Below are 16,200 nucleotides of genomic sequence, written 5' to 3'. Positions count from 1 at the left end.
AATGGAAAACCCTACCCAATTCGTCCAATGGCTGCGCTCCGTCGCGCCCTACATCCACGCCTTTCGCGGCAAGACCTTCGTGGTCGCCTTCCCCGGTGAACTCGTCAGCGCCGGGGCGCTGCAGGTGCTGGCCCATGATTTGTCCCTGCTGCATGCGCTGGACATCAATGTCACCGTCGTCTACGGCTCGCGGCCGCAGGTGGCGGAACAACTGGCCTTGCGTAACGTCGAAGGCCGCTTCCACAACGGCGTGCGCATCACGGACATCGCCGCGCTGGAATGCGCCAAGGAAGCGGCCGGCGAGCTGCGCCTCGATATCGAGGCCGCGTTCAGCCAGGGCTTGCCGAACACGCCCATGTCGCATGCGGCCATCCGTATCATTTCCGGCAACTTCATCACGGCGCGCCCGCTGGGCGTGATCGATGGCGTGGACCTGGAACTGACGGGCATCACACGCAAGGTCGATGCAGAAACCATCCATTCCATCCTTGGTTCGGACGGCCTGGTGCTGCTCTCGCCGCTGGGCTTCTCGCCCACGGGCGAAGCGTTTAATCTCACCATGGAAGACGTGGCGTGCAGCGCCGCCATCGCCCTGCACGCGGACAAGCTGATCTTTATTACCGAAACGCCGATGATGGAAGACGCCACGGGCGTGGAAATCCGCGAACTGTCGTCGCACCAGGCCGAAGCCGTGCTGATGGCCGGCTTCCTGCCCGACGCCACGGCGTTCTACCTGAAGCATTGCGTCAAGGCTTGCCACAACGGCGTCGAGCGCTCGCACATCGTGCCATTCTCGATGGACGGTTCCGCCCTGCTGGAATTGTTTACCCATGATGGCGTGGGCACGATGATCAGCCATGAAAACCTGGAAAGCCTGCGCCAGGCCACCATCGAAGACGTGGGCGGCATCATCAAACTGATCGAGCCGCTGGAAGCGGACGGCACTTTGGTGAAGCGGGGCCGCGAGCTGATCGAGCGCGAAATCGATTATTTCTCCGTCATCGAGCATGACGGCGTGATCTTCGGCTGCGCCGCCCTGTACCCGTTCCCCGCGCAAAAGATGGCGGAAATGGCATGTTTGACGGTCAACCCGGAAGTGCAAGCCCAGGGCGACGGCGAGCGCATCCTGAAACACATGGAAAACCGCGCGCGCGCCGCCGGCCTGAACAAACTGTTCGTGCTGACCACGCGCACCTCGCACTGGTTCAAGAAACGGGGCTTCGTGCCGGCCACCGTCGACGATTTGCCGAAGGACCGCCAGCACATGTATAACTGGCAGCGCAAGTCGCAGGTGTTGATCAAGACACTGTAAAACTGAAAAAGCCCGGCATGCCGGGCTTTTTCACATTGGGATCGTTATTTGATATTCAGCGGCGCAAACGACTTGACCAGATCGTCGAGCGCCTTCAACTGCGCCAGGAACGGCTCCAGCTGGTCCAGCGGCAAGGCGCTGGGGCCGTCGCAGCGGGCATTGTCCGGGTCCGGATGGGCTTCCAGGAACAGGCCGGCGATGCCGACGGCCAGGCCGGCGCGGGCCAGGTCGGCCACCTGCTGGCGGCGGCCGCCCGAAGCGGCGCCGCCGGGATCGCGCTGCTGCAGGGCGTGCGTGACGTCGAAGATGATGGGCAGGTCGTCGCAGGTCTTTTTCATGACGCCAAAGCCCAGCATGTCGACCACCAGATTGTCGTAGCCGAGGCAAGTGCCGCGGTCGCACAGGATCAACTGATTGTTGCCCGCTTCCTTGAATTTCTCGACGATATTGGCCATCTGGCCTGGGCTGAGGAATTGCGGCTTCTTGATGTTGATCACTTTACCCGTTTTCGCCAGCGCCACGACGAGGTCCGTCTGGCGCGCCAGGAAGGCGGGCAATTGCAGCACGTCGACCACTTCGGCCACCTGCTGCGCCTGCCATGGCTCATGCACGTCGGTAATCACGGGCACGCCGAACGCCGCCTTGACGTCCTGGAAGATGCGCATGCCTTCTTCCAGGCCCGGTCCCCGGTAGGAATGGATCGAGGAACGGTTGGCCTTGTCGAAGCTGGCCTTGAACACATAGGGAATGCCCAGTTTTTGCGTGACGCGCACATATTCTTCGCAGGCGCGCATGGCAAGATCACGCGATTCGAGCACGTTGATGCCGCCAAACAGCGCGAAGCTGCCGGTATTGCTGACATCGATGCCATGGACTTTCACTGAGGTCATAGGGATTCCATATTGGTTAATTGTTACTACTTGCTTGGAAGAGGCGCAGCCAGCGGCTGGCGCGATAAGGCATCTTACTAGCTAGGGCGGCGCAGATCAAATTTGATCCAGCGCAAGGGCGCGGCAAACGGCGTGTCGCCAGGCCGCGACGGCCCCGCGAGGGCAGGCGCAAAGTGCCTTATAATCACGCTTTATCTCTACACTGATTCAGGAGCACAGATGGCCCGCACGATCCACTGCATCAAACTCAACAAGGAAGCCGAAGGACTGGATTTCCCGCCGTACCCGGGCGAACTGGGCAAGAAGATTTACGAATCCGTGTCGAAGGAAGCATGGGCCGCCTGGCTCAAGCACCAGACTATGCTGGTCAATGAAAACCGTTTGAACCTGGCCGACGCGCGCGCCCGCAAATACCTGGCCACGCAGATGGAAAAGCATTTCTTCGGCGATGGCGCCGATGCCGCCATGGGCTACGTGCCGCCAACGGAATAAGTTTTATCGCTTGCCCGTGGCCGCCGCGTCACGGGCAGTTTCACCTGCGTTTCACGCCCTCCTCCGCCGTTTCACGGCACCGCCTCCCCGTTTCGTCGCACACCGCTCGCCGCCCATGCCGCCCGCTGGCACAGTACATCCATCGACAACCTCACTCCAAAGGCGGACACCATGTTGCAGCACATCTTCAGCCACACTCCCCTCTACGTCTGGGCCATCCTGGGCTTCCTCGTCTACCGGGGCGTGCTGGCCAGCCGCGCACGCGAAGTGACCTTGCGCAAGCTGTGCATCATTCCCCTGGTCATGCTGGCCCTGTCGCTGAGCGGCGTGCAGGGCAGTTTCGGCCTGGCCGGCGTGGCGCCGTTCGCCTGGGCCGCCGGCGCCCTGGCCGGCGCGGCGCTGGCATGGACGCTGAGCGATGCGCGCAAGATCGTCGCCATACCCGAGCGGGCCAGCGTGCAGCGTCCCGGCAGCTGGGTGCCGTTGATGCTGATGATGAGTATCTTTTGCATGAAGTATGCGGTGGCCGTGACCCTGGCCATCGCGCCGGCCTACGCCCATGCGACCGGCTTCATCGTGCCCGTCTGCCTCGCCTATGGCTGCTTCAGCGGCATCTTCCTCGGCGGCTTGCTGCGCACCGTGGCCGTGTACCGCCAGGCACACATGACAAGCGGCCCGCAAGGGGCCGCCGTGTAAGACAAGTGCAAATGCCGGCAGACGCCGGCTATCACCTTAGTACGCCAAGGTACGCACGCCTTCCGGCATGCCCAGCAGGCAGACATTCGCGCCGCGCACAGCGAACAGGCCGACGGCGATGACGCCGACGATCTGGTTGATCTGCTGCTCCAGCGCCACCGGGTCGGCGATCTGCAAGCCCAGCACGTCGATGATCTCGCCGCCATTGTCGGTGATGAAGGCTTCCGTGCTGCCAGGCTTCAGGCGCAAGCGGGGCGTGCCGCCCAGCGCGGCCAGCTGGCGCGAGACGGCGGCGCGCGCCATCGGCACCACTTCCACCGGCAGCGGGAAGGCACCGAGGGTCTCGACGAGCTTGGAGCCGTCGGCGATGCAGACGAACTGTTTCGCGACGGACGCGACAATCTTTTCGCGCGTCAATGCCGCGCCGCCGCCCTTGATCATGGCGCCGCTGGCCGTGATTTCATCGGCGCCATCGATGTAGACGGCGATCGACTCGACGTCGTTCAGGTCGAAGACGGGAATGCCATGACCGGCCAGGCGCGCGGCCGTCGCTTCGGACGACGCGACCGTCCCCTTGATGCGGTCCTTGATCTTGGCCAGTTCATCGATGAAAAAGTTGGCGGTGGAACCGGTGCCGACACCGATGATTTCACCGTCCACCACAAAGTTAATGGCGGCGCGGGCTACGGCTTGCTTCAATTCGTCTTGGGTCATGGCAAAAAAAGGCTAAAGTGAGGAATGCCGCTATTTTAACGGATTGCCGGCCCGGCCAGCCGGCCATGATGACGGACCTGGCGACGGGATACAACAGGCAAGTGGAAAAGACTTTCCCCAAGGCAATTGCCCAGCCAATTACTCTCTATGCCCTCTAAAATATGCGAAAATGGAACGATTGACCGATATGACGTTTCAGGAATAGCACATGAATCACAGTAAGCAGGTACTTGTTGTCGATGACAGCCGGGTTTCACGTCTGATGTCGCATCAGTTCATCCTCAGCAAACATGCCGACTGGCAAGTGATTGAGGCGGCGACGGGTGAGGAAGCCCTGGAAAAAGTCAAGACTGTCAGCCCTGTTCTGATATTACTGGATGTCAACATGCCCGGCATGGGCGGTGTGGCGGCGGCGGAACAATTGCGCGCGCTGTGCCCCCAAACGCACATCGTTCTCGTCACGGCGAACGTGCAAAACGCCATCCGCAACCGCGCCATCGAACTTCGTGTCGGCTTCATGGAAAAACCGATCACGGAAACCCGCATCCACCAGCTGATCGAGTCACTGGGACTGTGAGCATGGTCAATCTCTCCGAACTGGAAAACGATGCCCTCGTGGAGATATTCAACATCGGGGTGGGCCATGCGGCCGCCGCGATGAGCGAGATCGTCAATGAAGAAGTCACCATGTCGGTGCCGTCGATCACTTTTCTGAACCGGGCCGATGCGGCTGCATTGCTGGGCAGCAAGAAGGATGGCGAACGCATCTGCGGCGTCAGCCAGCATTACGATGGCGCCTTCGCCACCGAAGCCATCCTGATGTTTCCCGAAGATAAAAGCCTGGAAATCGTGCGCCTGATGGTGGGCGACGCCATGCCGCTGCAGGAACTGACGGAGATGGAACAGGAAGCGATGAGCGAAATCGGCAACATCATCCTCAATTCCTGCGTAGGGACTTTGGCCAACCTGTTCGACAGCGAACTGCATGGCTCGCTGCCCCTGTACCACGTGGGTACCAGCGCGGAAATCCTGTCTTCGTTCGGCGGCCACGATGACGAGGCCGTCGTACTGATGCTGCATATCGACTTCGTGCTGTCCAAGCACCAGATCCACGGTTATGTGGCATTCGTGCTCGACCTGTCCGCCCTGCACGACCTGAAGCAGCAGGTCAGCCACTATCTGGCCAAGGTCTTGGGACAGGCGTGACGATCATGCCGGATGCCTTACACCGACTCGCCCTGCTCGAGAGCATACTCGGCGCCGTCAACCTGGGCGCCATCGTGCTCGACGAGCAGCACCGCATCGTGCTGTGGAACCACTGGATGGCGCGCCACTCGGCATGCCAGGCCGACGCCGTGCTGGGCCAGGATTTCTTCACCGTCTATCCGGAACTGCGCAACAAGCGCATCGATTCGGCCATCACCCAGGCCCTGCGCGACAATTTCCAGTCGCTGCTGTCGCAAACCCTGCACAAGGCGCCGTTTCCCCTGTACACGCATGGCGCGGCCGAAGGCCGGGAGCGCATGCAGCAGGCGATCGCCGTCACGCCGATCAATTTGCCCGATTCGCCGCGCCACTGCCTGATCCAGATCAATGATGTCACCATCGCCGTGGGCCGCGAAAAGCTGCTGCGCGAACAGACCATGGTCTTGCGTTCGCAAACCTTTGCCGACGGCTTGACGGGCATCGCCAACCGCCGCCACTTCGACGTGGCGATCGAGAAGGAAATGCGGCGCGCCATGCGCACGGGCAGCCCCCTGTCGCTGCTGATGATCGATATCGATCACTTCAAGGATTACAACGACCATTACGGCCACCAGCAAGGTGATGATTGCCTGATCCGCGTCGCGGCCGAACTGGCCGCCATGCTGCAGCGCCCCACAGACTTGCTGGCGCGCTATGGCGGCGAGGAATTTGCCGCCATCCTGCCCGACACGGACGCGGCGCAGGCGCTGCGCATGGCCGAGGTAATCCGCCAGCACGCGGCCGGACTGCGCATTCCGCATGCCAAGACGGGTAATGAGGTCAAGCACATCACGGTCAGCATCGGCATCGCCACCCAGCACCCGCAGCAGCAACCGACCATCTCCGCCCTGATCGGCGCCGCCGACCGCGCCCTGTACCTGGCCAAGGGCGCCGGGCGCAACCGCGTGATGGTGCAGCCGCTGTAAAAAAAGCAACGCAGGGCAAAGGATTCCAGTAGACATCTTTATGGCGTGTGCGTAGACTCGTCATTGATTGCAGCAACAATAACAAGAATTTATCTGTGGTATCTATCCCTGCGCATGGTTCACCATGCGGGACACGGCCAGGAGCGCTTGTGAATCTCGATCCTCCCCTCAGATCCGGCTTGCCGGGTGCCGGCATGGATACGACCATGGTCAACGGCATGCGCCTGCTGCTGTCGAGCGCCACCTTGCTGACCCTGTTCATCGACCCCGAAAGCGCCGGCAAGCTGAGCAAGATTACCTGGCTGATCTTTTCCGCCTACACCATGCACAGCCTGCTGCTCTACGTGCTGGCCGTGCTGGGCTTCAGCCTGCCCCAGGACATCTTGCTGTACTGGCTCGACGTGGCCTGGTATGCGCTGATCGTGTTTTCCACCAGCAGCCACAACAATTTATTCTTCCTGTTTTTTTTCTTTGCCATCCTGACCTCGTCGTTCCAGCGGGGCTTCGAGGAAGGCGCGCGCGTGACCCTGGCCTCGGCCGGCCTGTTCGCCGCCACGGCCCTGTTCGGCGAATCGGATGCGGAGCTGTCGCGCCTGCTGCTGCGTACCACCTTCCTGCTGGCGCTCGGCTACATGATCGCCTATTGGGGCGGTTCGGCCATCACGCAGCGCAGCCACCTGGCGTTGCTGCGCGATGTCAGCCAGCTGTCCAATCCGCGCTTCGGCGTCGACCAGACCATTACCTCCGTACTGGAAAAAACCCGCAGTTATTTCAACGGCCGCAGCTGCCTGCTGATCATGCAGGACAAGGGCACGCGGGTCTGGTCGCTGCGCAGCGTGCTGCAAACGGCAACGGGCGTCGTGCACACCAGCTCGCTCCTCAGCGATGACGCGGCCAGTCCCCTGCTCGCTTTCCCGCACGATAAAATCGCCTTGTACAACCAGCCCGCCGGCCGCTGGCTGCCGTGGACAGGCGGCGCGCGCATGCTCGATCCCGACAGCGGACGCTGGCTGCGGCACGACGACGCGGCAGGCGACCGCCTGGCCGAGCTGCTCGAAGCGCACGCCTTCATCAGCGCACCGCTGCCCCTGCGCAATGGCAAGGGCCGCATCTTCATCGTCTCCGCCACCAGCATGAGCAAGACGGATGCCCTGTTTCTCAGTCATATCGGCGCGCAGGCGTTTCCCGTCATTGAAAACATCGACCTGCTCGACCGCCTGGCGTCGCAGGCGGCCTCGCGCGAGCGCGAAAAGATCGCCCGCGACCTGCATGACACGGCCGTGCAGCCGTACATCGGCCTGCGCCACGGCCTGGCGGCCCTGCGCAACGAAGCCACGCCGGGCAACCCGCTGCTGCCCGAACTGGAAAAACTGATCATCATGTCGGGCCAGGTGATCGCCGACCTGCGCAGCTACGCGCGCACGTTCAAGAACGGCCAGGTGCAAAGCGAGCCGGAACTGCTGGTCGCACTGCGCCGCCAAGCCACGCAGATCCGCGAATTCTATGGCATCGACATTGCCCTGCAAATCGAAGGCGACCTGCACATCAACGACCGCCTGGCGGCCGAGGTGTTCCAGATCGTCAACGAAGGCATGAGCAATATCCGCAAGCATACGTCGGCGCGCCACGGCGCCGTCAAGCTGACCTGCGTGCAGGGCGCGCTGCACATCAGCATCGACAACGAATGCGCGGCCGCGCACGTCCCCGATTTTCTGCCCGACTCGCTGGCCGAACGCGCAGCCGCCCTGGGTGGCACGGCCCGCGTCACGCATGGCATGCTGGGCAACACCTCCGTGCAGATCGAGATCCCCATATGAACGACTTACGCTACACGCCCCCGGCCAGCCATGTCATCAGCGTCATGCTGGTGGACGATCACAAGACCATGCTGTGGGGCCTGGAGCGGCTGATCGGCGGCGAGCACTCGGGCATGCGCGTGGTCGCCACGGCGTCCGACAGCGCCGAGGCGCTGGAGCAGGCGAAGGCGCTGCAACCGGATGTGATCGTGCTGGACCTGGACCTGGGCGGCATCAGCTCGCTGGCCATCCTGCCCGCACTGGCGCAGTGCGGCAGCACGCGCGTGCTGGTGCTGACGGCCAGCCACGACCAGGCCGTCCTGGACCAGACGGTGCTGAAAGGCGCGCGCGGCATCGTCAGCAAGGATGCGCCGGCGGAGATGGTGCTGAAGGCCATCGAAAAGGTATACCAGGGCGAGCTGTGGCTGGAACACGCGATGCTGGGACGCATGCTGACGCAGCTGACCCAGCCCGGCGGCGGCTCGGCGCAAGCCATCGCCATCGCCAGCCTGACCCTCAAGGAAAGAAAGATCATCGCCGCGCTGGTGCACGGCAGCGGCACGCCGGCCAAGCTGCTGGCGGACCAGCTGTTCATCTCCGAACACACCCTGCGCAACCACCTGACGTCGATCTACCGCAAGCTGGGCGTATACAACCGCCTGGAACTGTACGCCTACGCCACCAAGCACCAGCTGGGCCAATTGCCGCCCGGCGCCTGACGCCGCTGTCCCCCGGCACGGCCACGGCCCGGCCGCGCACTCCCTCCGCTGCCCCCTTCGCCAGCCACCGGCGCGGCCTGCGCCCGCGCGCTCGCACGCCAGACTCGACCATGACAATTGTCACGAAAAAAACAAGCAATTCCTCCTTGCAATAAAAGGATGTTCTTCTGATGTAGATCAAGGTGCCAACTTCTATAGTGGTTTTACCGGAGTGCAAATCACCGCGCGGCCCACCACGACACGGAGCACAGCATGCGCCCTGACAAGTTTCTTCCGACAGCCCTGATCACCTATTTGCAGGGCAAGGAAAAGGCTGCGTTCTACCGCTATGCCCTGGTGGCGGCCCTCATGGCGGTGGTGTGCATCATCGGACTGCTCGCACTGGGCGAAAGCCCATGAGAGCGTAGCAACAGGAAGCAACACCGCCATGCCGTTTTACCCACCGCCGTAGCTTAACCACCACCAGGAGTTGTCATGAACCTCATCAAAAACTTTATCCGCGAAGAAGATGGCGTCACCGCAATCGAATATGGCCTGATCGCCGCCCTGATTGCCGTGGTGATCATCGCCGCCATCACCATCGTCGGCACACAGCTGAAAAAAACCTTCAGCACCATCGGCACCAAGCTGACCACCGCCAATGCCTGACGCGGTGCCGTCCGGGCCGGCCCAGCGCCAGCCCGGACTACGCTTCCCCATATTTCCGGCACGCCCACCTTGATACCGCCTAGCGAGGCCCATCGTGAAATCTCTCTTCAGCCGTTTATCCGACGAGTCCGCCGTTACAGCGATCGAATACGCGTTGCTGGCGGGCCTGATCGCGGCAGTGCTGGTGCTCACGATCACCGTGCTGGGCGACCAGGTCAAGCTGCTGTTTGTCTACGTCAAGGACCAAGTGGTCCTGGCCCTGTCATGAACACCCTGCGCGCCTCGCTGCGCACCCACCGCGCCCTGCTGCTGATCGTGCTGCTGTACGCCGCCGCCGCGACCTTGCTGGCCGGCGGCCTGCCCAGCGCATCGGAGATCCTCAACGTGCTGGCCGGCTTCTTCGTGGCCATCCTCACGGGTCCCGTCTTCATCCTGTGCGGCTACACCATCCACGTCATGGTGATGAAACGCCCGCACCGCCTGTGCCACTATCTGTACCACGATCTGCGCCGCTACCTGAGCAACGAGCGCCTGCTGCACGCGCTGCCGGCCATGCTGCTGATTCCCGTCTTCGCCTCCAGCTTCACCGTCTTCAAGGGCGCCATTCCGCGCCTGCATCCCTACACCTGGGATGCCACCCTGTCCGCCTGGGACATGGCGCTGCATGGCGGCATGGCCCCATGGGAAAGGCTGCAGCCGCTGCTGGGCCACCCGCTCGTCACGGGCTTGCTCAACTTCAGCTACCACTTCTGGTTCTTCCTGTTCTACGCTATCCTGTACTGGCTGATCCTCGACACGCGCCGCCCGCTGCTGCGCATGCAGTTCCTGCTCAGCTTTGCGCTGACCTGGATCGCCCTGGGCAGCATCCTGGCCGTGCTGTTTGCCTCGGTCGGTCCCTGCTACTACGGCCACCTGCACGCCAGCGATCCGTATGCGCCGCTGATGGCCTACCTGCATGACGCCAACCAGCACGTTCCCGTCTGGGCCCTGCAGGTGCAGGACATGCTGTGGCAAGGCTATCAAAGCAAGGGCGCAAACGGTGAACTGGGCATCTCCGCCATGCCCAGCATGCATGTGGCCACCGCCGTGCTGATGGCCATCATGGGCTGGAAGGTCAGCCGCGCCGCAGGGATCGCCCTGTCCGCCTTCGCCATGCTGATCCTGCTCGGCTCCATCCACCTGGGCTGGCACTATGCGCTTGACGGCTATGTGGGTGCGGCCGGCGCGGCGCTGGTGTGGCGCCTGGTGGGACGGCTGCTGGGCAACCAGGCCGCGGCACCGGCCATGCACATGGCCACGGCGCCCTGCATGAGCAAGGAAGGACTGACGTCATGAACGCCCACCTGCCCATGCTGCTGTGCCTGGCCGTGCTGGCCACCCTGCTCGCCAGCGCCCTGTGGCACGACCTGCGCACGCGCCGCATCCCGAACCGGCTGGTGTTGTGGGGCACGCTGGCGGGCTTGATCCTCAACGGCTTCGTGCCATCGGGCGCCGGCCTGTTCGACGCCTCCTTCGGCGGCCTGGGACTGCTGCAGGCGCTGGCCGGCGCCGCCGCCGGACTGGCCCTGCTGCTGCCCATGTACCTGCTGCGCGCCCTGGGCGCCGGCGACGTCAAGCTGATGGCCATGTGCGGCGCCTTCCTCGGTCCCGACGCCGTGCTCGAAGCGGCCCTGCTGACCTTCCTGTGCGGCGGCGTGCTGGCCCTGGCCGCCGCGCTGGCCGGCCAGCGCCTGCGCCAGGTGCTGAAAAATACCTATCACATGATGCTGGGCGCGCTGCTGCACAGCCTGGCCGGCGGCGCCGCCACGATCGCCGAACCGCCGCCGGCCACCGGCAAGCTGGCCTACGCCTTCGCCATCGCCAGCGGCACCGGCTTGCAGGTCTTCCTGCAATACACCCACCTGTGGAGCCTGCGCTGAAACGCGCCGCTCCGACGACCAGCCACCCTAGGACTCGACCATGGACACCCTCGCCACCCTCTGCCACTCGCGCCACGCCAGCCTGTTCACCAGCATCGCCATGGCTTGCCTGTGGACGTTCTTTGCCAGCGCCCACGTGGTGGGATTCCTGCACAGCGGCGACTGGAGCTATCTGCTGTTCTGCGCCGCCGAAACCCTGGCCGCCCTGTTCTTCATCGTGCGTTCGGCCCCCGTCAGCGTCTCCACCGATGCGGGCGACTGGCTGCTGGCCATCGGCGCCACCTTCGCGCCCTTCCTTCTGTCCCCCGCCGACATGGCCATCTGGCCCGGCGCGCGCTATCTGCTGGCCGTCGGCAGCCTGCTGCAAATCGCCGGCCTGCTGTCGCTGAACCGCAGCTTCGGCCTGGTGGCGGCGCAGCGCGAGATCAAGACGGGCGGCGTCTACCGCGTGATACGCCATCCGCTATATGCCAGCTACCTGATTTCCCTGAGCGGCTACCTGCTGGCCAACACTTCGCCCGCCAACACCGTCATCTATGTCGCGACGATGGGCATGATGGTGATGCGCCTGCTGCGCGAAGAGCGTTTCCTGTCCGCCGACGTGCGCTACCGCGTCTACATGCGCCAGGTGAAGTACCGCCTGCTGCCCTTCATCTTCTGATATCCGGCCATCCGAGCGAGGAGTATCCATCATGCCTGACACCTATCCAGAACGCAGCGACGGCGGCGGCGCCGAACCGGCGGCCAAGCGCGCGCCACGCACGGTCGAGGAAACGGGATTGCCCTTCCTGTTCCTGGTCGAACTGCTGGTCAAGATACTCTTCCTGCGCGGCCAGATCGGCCTGCCCGCCCTGTCGACGCACGTGAAACTGGGCGCCGGCGTGCTCGAACCGCTGCTCACCTTCATGCGCGCCGAAAAGCTGTGCGAAGCGCGCCGCAACGGCGGCAGCGGCACCGACGCCGACCTGTATTACCTGCTGGGCGACCAGGGCCGCCTGCGCGCCGCCGAATACATGCGCCGCAACGCCTACAGCGGTCCCGCCCCCGTCACCCTGGCCGATTACAGCAACCAGGTGCTGGCGCAAAGCGTGGCCGACATGCATGTCACGCGCGACGACGTGCAGCGCGAATTTCGCGACGTGGTGGCCAGTTCGGCCGTGCTCGACCAGCTGGGCGCAGCCATGAATTCCGGACGCGCCCTGTTCTTTCACGGCCCCGCCGGCAGCGGCAAGAGCTACCTGGCCGAGCGCCTGAACGGCTTGCTCAGCGGCGCCATCGCCCTGCCCCATGCCGTGATGGTCGACGGCGAAGTGCTGCCCTTCCTCGATCCCATGCTGCACACCCTGTCAAACAAAGGCCGCGTGCCATCCGACCCGCGCTGGGTGCGCGCCGAACGCCCCGCCGTGCTGACGGGCGGCGAGCTGACGCTCGACATGCTGGACCTGCAATTCGACCAGGGCACCCGCCTGTACCAGGCGCCGCCGCACCTGAAGGCCAACAACGGCATCTTCATCATCGACGACCTGGGCCGCCAGCGCTGCTCGCCCGTGGAACTGATGAACCGCTGGATCGTGCCGATGGCGCGCCACATCGATTACCTGTCGCTGCACACGGGCTACAAATTCCCCGTGCCCTTCGACGTCATCGTCGTGTTCTCGTCGAACCTGGCGCCGCAGCAGCTGGCCGACGATTCCTTTCTGCGCCGCATCGGCTACAAGATCCATGTGGGTCCCCTGAGCGCCTACCACTACCTGGCCGTGTTCCGCAGCACCTGCGCCCAGCTGGGCATCAATTTCGACGAAGCTTCCTACACCTACCTGCTGCACCTGCATAGCCTCTACAAGCGGCCCTTGCTCGCCTGCTATCCGCGCGACATCCTCGCGCAGGTCTGCGACCAGGCGCGTTATGAAGACCACCCGGCGCAACTGTCTCCGGAAGTCCTGTTCTGGGCATGGCAAAACTATTTCGGCAGCGATAACGACCTCGCAAGCACACACACCGGACCGGCAGCGGTCCAGCACAAAGGGGAAGCAAAATGAGAAACGCACGCGCTCTGACGATGATGGCCATTGCGGTCATCCTGGCGTTCGCCGCGGTCATCGTGGCCGCGCGCTGGATCAATGCCCAAGCCTCGGGCAACATCAACAAGGTGGCCGTGGCCCAGGTCGACATCAGCCTGGGGGCGCGTCTCACGCCCGACATGGTGCGCATGGTCGACTGGCCATCGAACGCGCTGCCGCCCGGTGCCATCAACGATCCGAAACTGCTGGAAACGCGCGTCACGCGCACCAGCATCCAGCACGGCGAACCGATCATGGAAGGCAAGCTGGCGCCTCCCGGCACGCAAGGCGGCCTGTCGGCCGTCGTCGCCGAAGGCAAGCGCGCCATGACCGTGCGCGTCAACGACGTGGTGGGCGTGGCCGGCTTCGCCCTGCCCGGCAACTTCGTCGACATCCTCGTCAACACCCAGGGCGAAGGGGCCCGCAAGACGCCAGACCGCGATCCGAACATTTCCAAGATCGTGCTCGAACGCATCCTCGTGCTGGCCATCGCCCAGGAATCGAGCCGCGACGACACCAAGCCCAAGGTGGTCAACGCCGTGACCCTGGAGCTGACGCCGGACCAGGCTGAAAAACTCGACCTGGCGCGCAGCGTGGGCACCCTGTCGCTGGTGCTGCGCAATCAGGTCGAGGACAAGCCCGTCAACACGGAAGGCGCCACCAAGTCCAGCTTGCTCGATGAAAAGGTCGCCATGGCCGCCCCCTCCGCCATGGTGCAAGCCAAGCCGCTGCCACGCCGCCGTCCCGCCGCCGCACCCGCGCCTCAAGCCGGTCCACGCGTCGATGTCATCAAGGGGCTGGAACGCAGCTCCCAACAATTCTAACCTGCACCAGAGGAGTCACGCCATGAGCACATATTGCACAGCAAGCGGAAGCCGGGTACTGAGCCTGGCGCTTGCCCTCGCCATGATCGGCGCCCTGGCGCCCCAGGCACGCGGCGAACCCGTCGCCGCTGCCGCCACCGCCGCCGGCACCGACACGGGCGCCGCCAGGAGCAGCCGGGCCGCCGCCCGGCCCAGGGCCACGCCGCCGCAAAGCGAATCGCGCGCCGGCCGCACCGAGATGGCGCCGCAAATGAGCCTGGCCGAAGGCAAGTCGACCCTGATGCGCCTGCCGTTCGCCGCCAGCCGCATGTCCGTCGGCGACCCGCGCATCGCCGACGTCATCCTGCTCAATCCCAACGAGGTGTACCTGCTGGGGCGTTCCGTCGGCACCACCAACCTGATCCTGTGGAACAAGAGCAATGACGCCACCATCATCGACCTGGCCGTCGGCATCGACAGCAGCAGCCTGCAGGCACGCATGGCAGAACTGCTGCCGAACGAAAAAATCCACGTCACGGTGGCGGGCGACACCCTGATCCTGTCGGGCATGGTCAGCGACGTCGTCAAGGCCGACCAGGCCCTGTCGCTGGCCAACGCCTATGTGCAGCGCAGCGCCCGCAGCGGCGCGGCCAGCTCCGGCGCCGCGCCAGCCGCAGGCGCGGGCGCCGCCGCTGCCGCTCCCGCCGCCACGCCCGATGCGGCCGCACCGCGCGTGATCAACCTGCTGTCGATCGCCGCGCCGCAGCAGGTGATGCTGGAAGTGAAGGTGGCCGAAGTGTCAAAGGTGCTGGTCGACCAGCTGGGCGCCAGCCTGGGCATCAACAAGACCATCGGCAGCTGGTCGTATTCGCTGCTGTCCAGCCTGCTCAGCAACAATCCCAGCGGCTTGAGCGGCGCCAGCAAGAACAACTTCTTCAACCTCGACGCGCAAAAACGCGATGGCCTGATCAAGGTGCTGGCCGAACCGAACATCATGGCCATCAGCGGCCAGGAGGCCAGCTTCCTGGCCGGCGGCAAAATCTTCATCCCCGTCAGCCAGAGCAACAATAACGGCGTGCCCACCATCACCCTGGAAGAGAAGGAGTTCGGCGTGGCCGTGAAATTCACGCCCACCGTGCTCGAAGGGGGACGCATCAACCTGAAGGTGGCGCCGGAAGTGTCGGACCTGAACAAGGACGGCATCGGCATCACCGCCACAGGCATCTCGGCCACGGCCATCCTGCCCTCGTTTACGACGCGGCGCGCCACCACCACGGTGCAGCTGTTCGACGGCCAGAGCTTCGCCATCGGCGGCCTGATCAAGAACAACGTGACCAGCAATATCAAGGCCCTGCCAGGCCTGGGCGAAGTGCCCGTGCTGGGCGCCCTGTTCCGCAGCACGGACTTCCAGACGGACCGTTCGGAACTGGTCTTCATCATCACGCCGCACCTGGTCAAGCCGCTGCCGGCCGACTACAAGCTGCCCACCGACGGCTACATCCAGCCGACGCGCGGCGACATGTTCATGCAGGGAAAAATGGAAGGCAGCGCGCCCACTCCTGCTGCCGCCCCCGCAGCGCCGGCAGCGCCCATGCAGCCGCAAGCGGCCGCGCCCCAGTCCGCCGCCGGCTTCGACCTCAAATAGGAGAACACCATGAAAACCGCACATTGCCTGCCTTGCGCCACCCTGCTGTCGCTATTGCTGTTAGCCGGTTGCGCCGCCACCACCACGCCCGTGCTCGATTCCCACTTCGGCGAATCGGTGGCCCTGCTCAAGGCACAGCAGATCATGTATCCGGACGCCTACCGCAACATGGACCCCGTCAGCGGCATCGACGGCAAGGCCGGCGCCAGCGCCTATCAGCGCTACCAGAAATCGTTCGCCGCGCCGGAACCGCAACCGAATGTCTTCACCATCGGCGTGGGCGGACGCCAGTAGGCGCCAGTTTCGCGACGCACTCCCCCCAGGCCACCAGGAGA

Annotated in this window: 20 protein-coding genes; 18 read left to right on the top strand and 2 right to left on the bottom strand. The window is 64.1% G+C overall.

Annotated features, from left to right (window positions below):
* The first annotated feature begins 1 nt into the window (after nucleotide 1).
* Nucleotides 2-1,312 carry an amino-acid N-acetyltransferase gene (gene argA, locus IGS60_RS17400; protein WP_046685875.1) on the top strand — a complete coding sequence of 437 codons (1,311 nt, stop codon included), beginning with the start codon at nucleotides 2-4 and terminating at the stop codon, nucleotides 1,310-1,312.
* Between the two features lie 44 nt (nucleotides 1,313-1,356).
* On the opposite strand, the gene kdsA is transcribed toward argA, so the two are convergent.
* Entirely contained in the window at nucleotides 1,357-2,202 is an 846-nt protein-coding gene (gene kdsA / locus IGS60_RS17395) for a 3-deoxy-8-phosphooctulonate synthase (RefSeq protein ID WP_230505649.1), read from the bottom strand.
* A 219-nt stretch (nucleotides 2,203-2,421) separates the two neighbouring features.
* Here kdsA and IGS60_RS17390 point away from each other — a divergent pair, with 219 nt between their 5' ends.
* Nucleotides 2,422-2,694 (top strand): oxidative damage protection protein, encoded by a 273-nt coding sequence (locus IGS60_RS17390; protein ID WP_034750797.1) that lies wholly within the window; start codon nucleotides 2,422-2,424, stop codon nucleotides 2,692-2,694.
* A 171-nt stretch (nucleotides 2,695-2,865) separates the two neighbouring features.
* Nucleotides 2,866-3,390, top strand: coding sequence for a DUF6622 family protein (locus IGS60_RS17385; RefSeq protein ID WP_230505648.1), 525 nt, complete (start codon nucleotides 2,866-2,868; stop codon nucleotides 3,388-3,390).
* 36 nt (nucleotides 3,391-3,426) lie between these two features.
* Here IGS60_RS17385 and rpiA read toward each other — a convergent pair whose 3' ends face one another.
* Nucleotides 3,427-4,104 carry a ribose-5-phosphate isomerase RpiA gene (gene rpiA / locus IGS60_RS17380; protein WP_230505647.1) on the bottom strand — a complete coding sequence of 226 codons (678 nt, stop codon included), beginning with the start codon at nucleotides 4,102-4,104 and terminating at the stop codon, nucleotides 3,427-3,429.
* A gap of 208 nt (nucleotides 4,105-4,312) precedes the next feature.
* Between rpiA and IGS60_RS17375 the strand changes: the two genes are divergently transcribed.
* The 15 genes from IGS60_RS17375 (at nucleotide 4,313) to IGS60_RS17305 (ending at nucleotide 16,159) form a co-directional block, all read left to right on the top strand.
* Nucleotides 4,313-4,681, top strand: coding sequence for a response regulator (locus IGS60_RS17375; RefSeq protein ID WP_070222443.1), 369 nt, complete (start codon nucleotides 4,313-4,315; stop codon nucleotides 4,679-4,681).
* A gap of 2 nt (nucleotides 4,682-4,683) precedes the next feature.
* Nucleotides 4,684-5,310, top strand: coding sequence for a chemotaxis protein CheC (locus tag IGS60_RS17370; protein WP_070222465.1), 627 nt, complete (start codon nucleotides 4,684-4,686; stop codon nucleotides 5,308-5,310).
* A 5-nt stretch (nucleotides 5,311-5,315) separates the two neighbouring features.
* Nucleotides 5,316-6,275 carry a GGDEF domain-containing protein gene (locus tag IGS60_RS17365; protein WP_230505646.1) on the top strand — a complete coding sequence of 320 codons (960 nt, stop codon included), beginning with the start codon at nucleotides 5,316-5,318 and terminating at the stop codon, nucleotides 6,273-6,275.
* A 149-nt stretch (nucleotides 6,276-6,424) separates the two neighbouring features.
* On the top strand, nucleotides 6,425-8,092 hold the full coding sequence (locus IGS60_RS28480; protein ID WP_139142972.1) for a sensor histidine kinase: 1,668 nt from the start codon (nucleotides 6,425-6,427) through the stop codon (nucleotides 8,090-8,092).
* Complete coding sequence (locus tag IGS60_RS17355) at nucleotides 8,089-8,790, top strand: response regulator transcription factor (protein ID WP_070222441.1); 702 nt, start codon at nucleotides 8,089-8,091, stop codon at nucleotides 8,788-8,790. Before IGS60_RS28480 ends, IGS60_RS17355 begins: the two co-directional genes overlap by 4 nt.
* Before the next feature lie 252 nt (nucleotides 8,791-9,042).
* Nucleotides 9,043-9,189: a hypothetical protein gene (locus tag IGS60_RS17350; protein ID WP_230505645.1), complete on the top strand. Its 147-nt coding sequence runs from the start codon at nucleotides 9,043-9,045 to the stop codon at nucleotides 9,187-9,189.
* Nucleotides 9,190-9,264: 75 nt separating this feature from the next.
* On the top strand, nucleotides 9,265-9,438 hold the full coding sequence (locus IGS60_RS17345) for a Flp family type IVb pilin (RefSeq protein ID WP_070222439.1): 174 nt from the start codon (nucleotides 9,265-9,267) through the stop codon (nucleotides 9,436-9,438).
* A gap of 94 nt (nucleotides 9,439-9,532) precedes the next feature.
* Entirely contained in the window at nucleotides 9,533-9,706 is a 174-nt protein-coding gene (locus tag IGS60_RS17340; protein WP_071650227.1) for a Flp family type IVb pilin, read from the top strand.
* The gene (locus IGS60_RS17335; RefSeq protein ID WP_230505644.1) at nucleotides 9,703-10,773 is read left to right on the top strand and encodes a phosphatase PAP2 family protein; all 1,071 of its coding nucleotides are present in this window, start codon (nucleotides 9,703-9,705) and stop codon (nucleotides 10,771-10,773) included. The genes IGS60_RS17340 and IGS60_RS17335 overlap by 4 nt, the downstream gene beginning before the upstream one ends.
* Complete coding sequence (locus IGS60_RS17330) at nucleotides 10,770-11,357, top strand: prepilin peptidase (RefSeq protein ID WP_218069339.1); 588 nt, start codon at nucleotides 10,770-10,772, stop codon at nucleotides 11,355-11,357. Before IGS60_RS17335 ends, IGS60_RS17330 begins: the two co-directional genes overlap by 4 nt.
* Nucleotides 11,358-11,397: 40 nt before the next feature.
* Nucleotides 11,398-12,018 carry an isoprenylcysteine carboxylmethyltransferase family protein gene (locus tag IGS60_RS17325; protein WP_070222435.1) on the top strand — a complete coding sequence of 207 codons (621 nt, stop codon included), beginning with the start codon at nucleotides 11,398-11,400 and terminating at the stop codon, nucleotides 12,016-12,018.
* Nucleotides 12,019-12,049: 31 nt separating this feature from the next.
* Nucleotides 12,050-13,396, top strand: a complete 1,347-nt coding sequence (locus tag IGS60_RS17320) for an ATP-binding protein (RefSeq protein ID WP_230505643.1) — start codon at nucleotides 12,050-12,052, stop codon at nucleotides 13,394-13,396.
* Nucleotides 13,393-14,241: a Flp pilus assembly protein CpaB gene (gene cpaB / locus IGS60_RS17315; RefSeq protein WP_230505642.1), complete on the top strand. Its 849-nt coding sequence runs from the start codon at nucleotides 13,393-13,395 to the stop codon at nucleotides 14,239-14,241. The genes IGS60_RS17320 and cpaB overlap by 4 nt, the downstream gene beginning before the upstream one ends.
* A 22-nt stretch (nucleotides 14,242-14,263) precedes the next feature.
* Complete coding sequence (locus tag IGS60_RS17310; RefSeq protein ID WP_230505641.1) at nucleotides 14,264-15,865, top strand: type II and III secretion system protein family protein; 1,602 nt, start codon at nucleotides 14,264-14,266, stop codon at nucleotides 15,863-15,865.
* Nucleotides 15,866-15,874: 9 nt separating this feature from the next.
* Nucleotides 15,875-16,159, top strand: a complete 285-nt coding sequence (locus IGS60_RS17305; RefSeq protein ID WP_070222427.1) for a hypothetical protein — start codon at nucleotides 15,875-15,877, stop codon at nucleotides 16,157-16,159.
* Nucleotides 16,160-16,200 lie beyond the last annotated feature (41 nt).

Origin of the sequence: Janthinobacterium sp. FW305-128 (genome assembly GCF_020858135.1) — a bacterium.
Lineage (GTDB): Bacteria > Pseudomonadota > Gammaproteobacteria > Burkholderiales > Burkholderiaceae_D > Janthinobacterium.
The sequence above is the reverse complement of the archived record's forward strand: the minus strand, read 5'-3'. Positions and strand labels throughout refer to the sequence as shown.

Excerpts from the sequence above, each read along its gene's own strand:
- argA (WP_046685875.1), top strand. The coding sequence starts at position 2 with ATGGAAAACCCTACCCAATTCGTCCAATGGCTGCGCTCCGTCGCGCCC.
- kdsA (WP_230505649.1), bottom strand. The coding sequence starts at position 2,202 with ATGACCTCAGTGAAAGTCCATGGCATCGATGTCAGCAATACCGGCAGC.
- IGS60_RS17390 (WP_034750797.1), top strand. The coding sequence starts at position 2,422 with ATGGCCCGCACGATCCACTGCATCAAACTCAACAAGGAAGCCGAAGGA.
- IGS60_RS17385 (WP_230505648.1), top strand. The coding sequence starts at position 2,866 with ATGTTGCAGCACATCTTCAGCCACACTCCCCTCTACGTCTGGGCCATC.
- rpiA (WP_230505647.1), bottom strand. The coding sequence starts at position 4,104 with ATGACCCAAGACGAATTGAAGCAAGCCGTAGCCCGCGCCGCCATTAAC.
- IGS60_RS17375 (WP_070222443.1), top strand. The coding sequence starts at position 4,313 with ATGAATCACAGTAAGCAGGTACTTGTTGTCGATGACAGCCGGGTTTCA.
- IGS60_RS17370 (WP_070222465.1), top strand. The coding sequence starts at position 4,684 with ATGGTCAATCTCTCCGAACTGGAAAACGATGCCCTCGTGGAGATATTC.
- IGS60_RS17365 (WP_230505646.1), top strand. The coding sequence starts at position 5,316 with ATGCCGGATGCCTTACACCGACTCGCCCTGCTCGAGAGCATACTCGGC.
- IGS60_RS17355 (WP_070222441.1), top strand. The coding sequence starts at position 8,089 with ATGAACGACTTACGCTACACGCCCCCGGCCAGCCATGTCATCAGCGTC.
- IGS60_RS17350 (WP_230505645.1), top strand. The coding sequence starts at position 9,043 with ATGCGCCCTGACAAGTTTCTTCCGACAGCCCTGATCACCTATTTGCAG.
- IGS60_RS17345 (WP_070222439.1), top strand. The coding sequence starts at position 9,265 with ATGAACCTCATCAAAAACTTTATCCGCGAAGAAGATGGCGTCACCGCA.
- IGS60_RS17335 (WP_230505644.1), top strand. The coding sequence starts at position 9,703 with ATGAACACCCTGCGCGCCTCGCTGCGCACCCACCGCGCCCTGCTGCTG.
- IGS60_RS17330 (WP_218069339.1), top strand. The coding sequence starts at position 10,770 with ATGAACGCCCACCTGCCCATGCTGCTGTGCCTGGCCGTGCTGGCCACC.
- IGS60_RS17325 (WP_070222435.1), top strand. The coding sequence starts at position 11,398 with ATGGACACCCTCGCCACCCTCTGCCACTCGCGCCACGCCAGCCTGTTC.
- IGS60_RS17320 (WP_230505643.1), top strand. The coding sequence starts at position 12,050 with ATGCCTGACACCTATCCAGAACGCAGCGACGGCGGCGGCGCCGAACCG.
- cpaB (WP_230505642.1), top strand. The coding sequence starts at position 13,393 with ATGAGAAACGCACGCGCTCTGACGATGATGGCCATTGCGGTCATCCTG.
- IGS60_RS17310 (WP_230505641.1), top strand. The coding sequence starts at position 14,264 with ATGAGCACATATTGCACAGCAAGCGGAAGCCGGGTACTGAGCCTGGCG.
- IGS60_RS17305 (WP_070222427.1), top strand. The coding sequence starts at position 15,875 with ATGAAAACCGCACATTGCCTGCCTTGCGCCACCCTGCTGTCGCTATTG.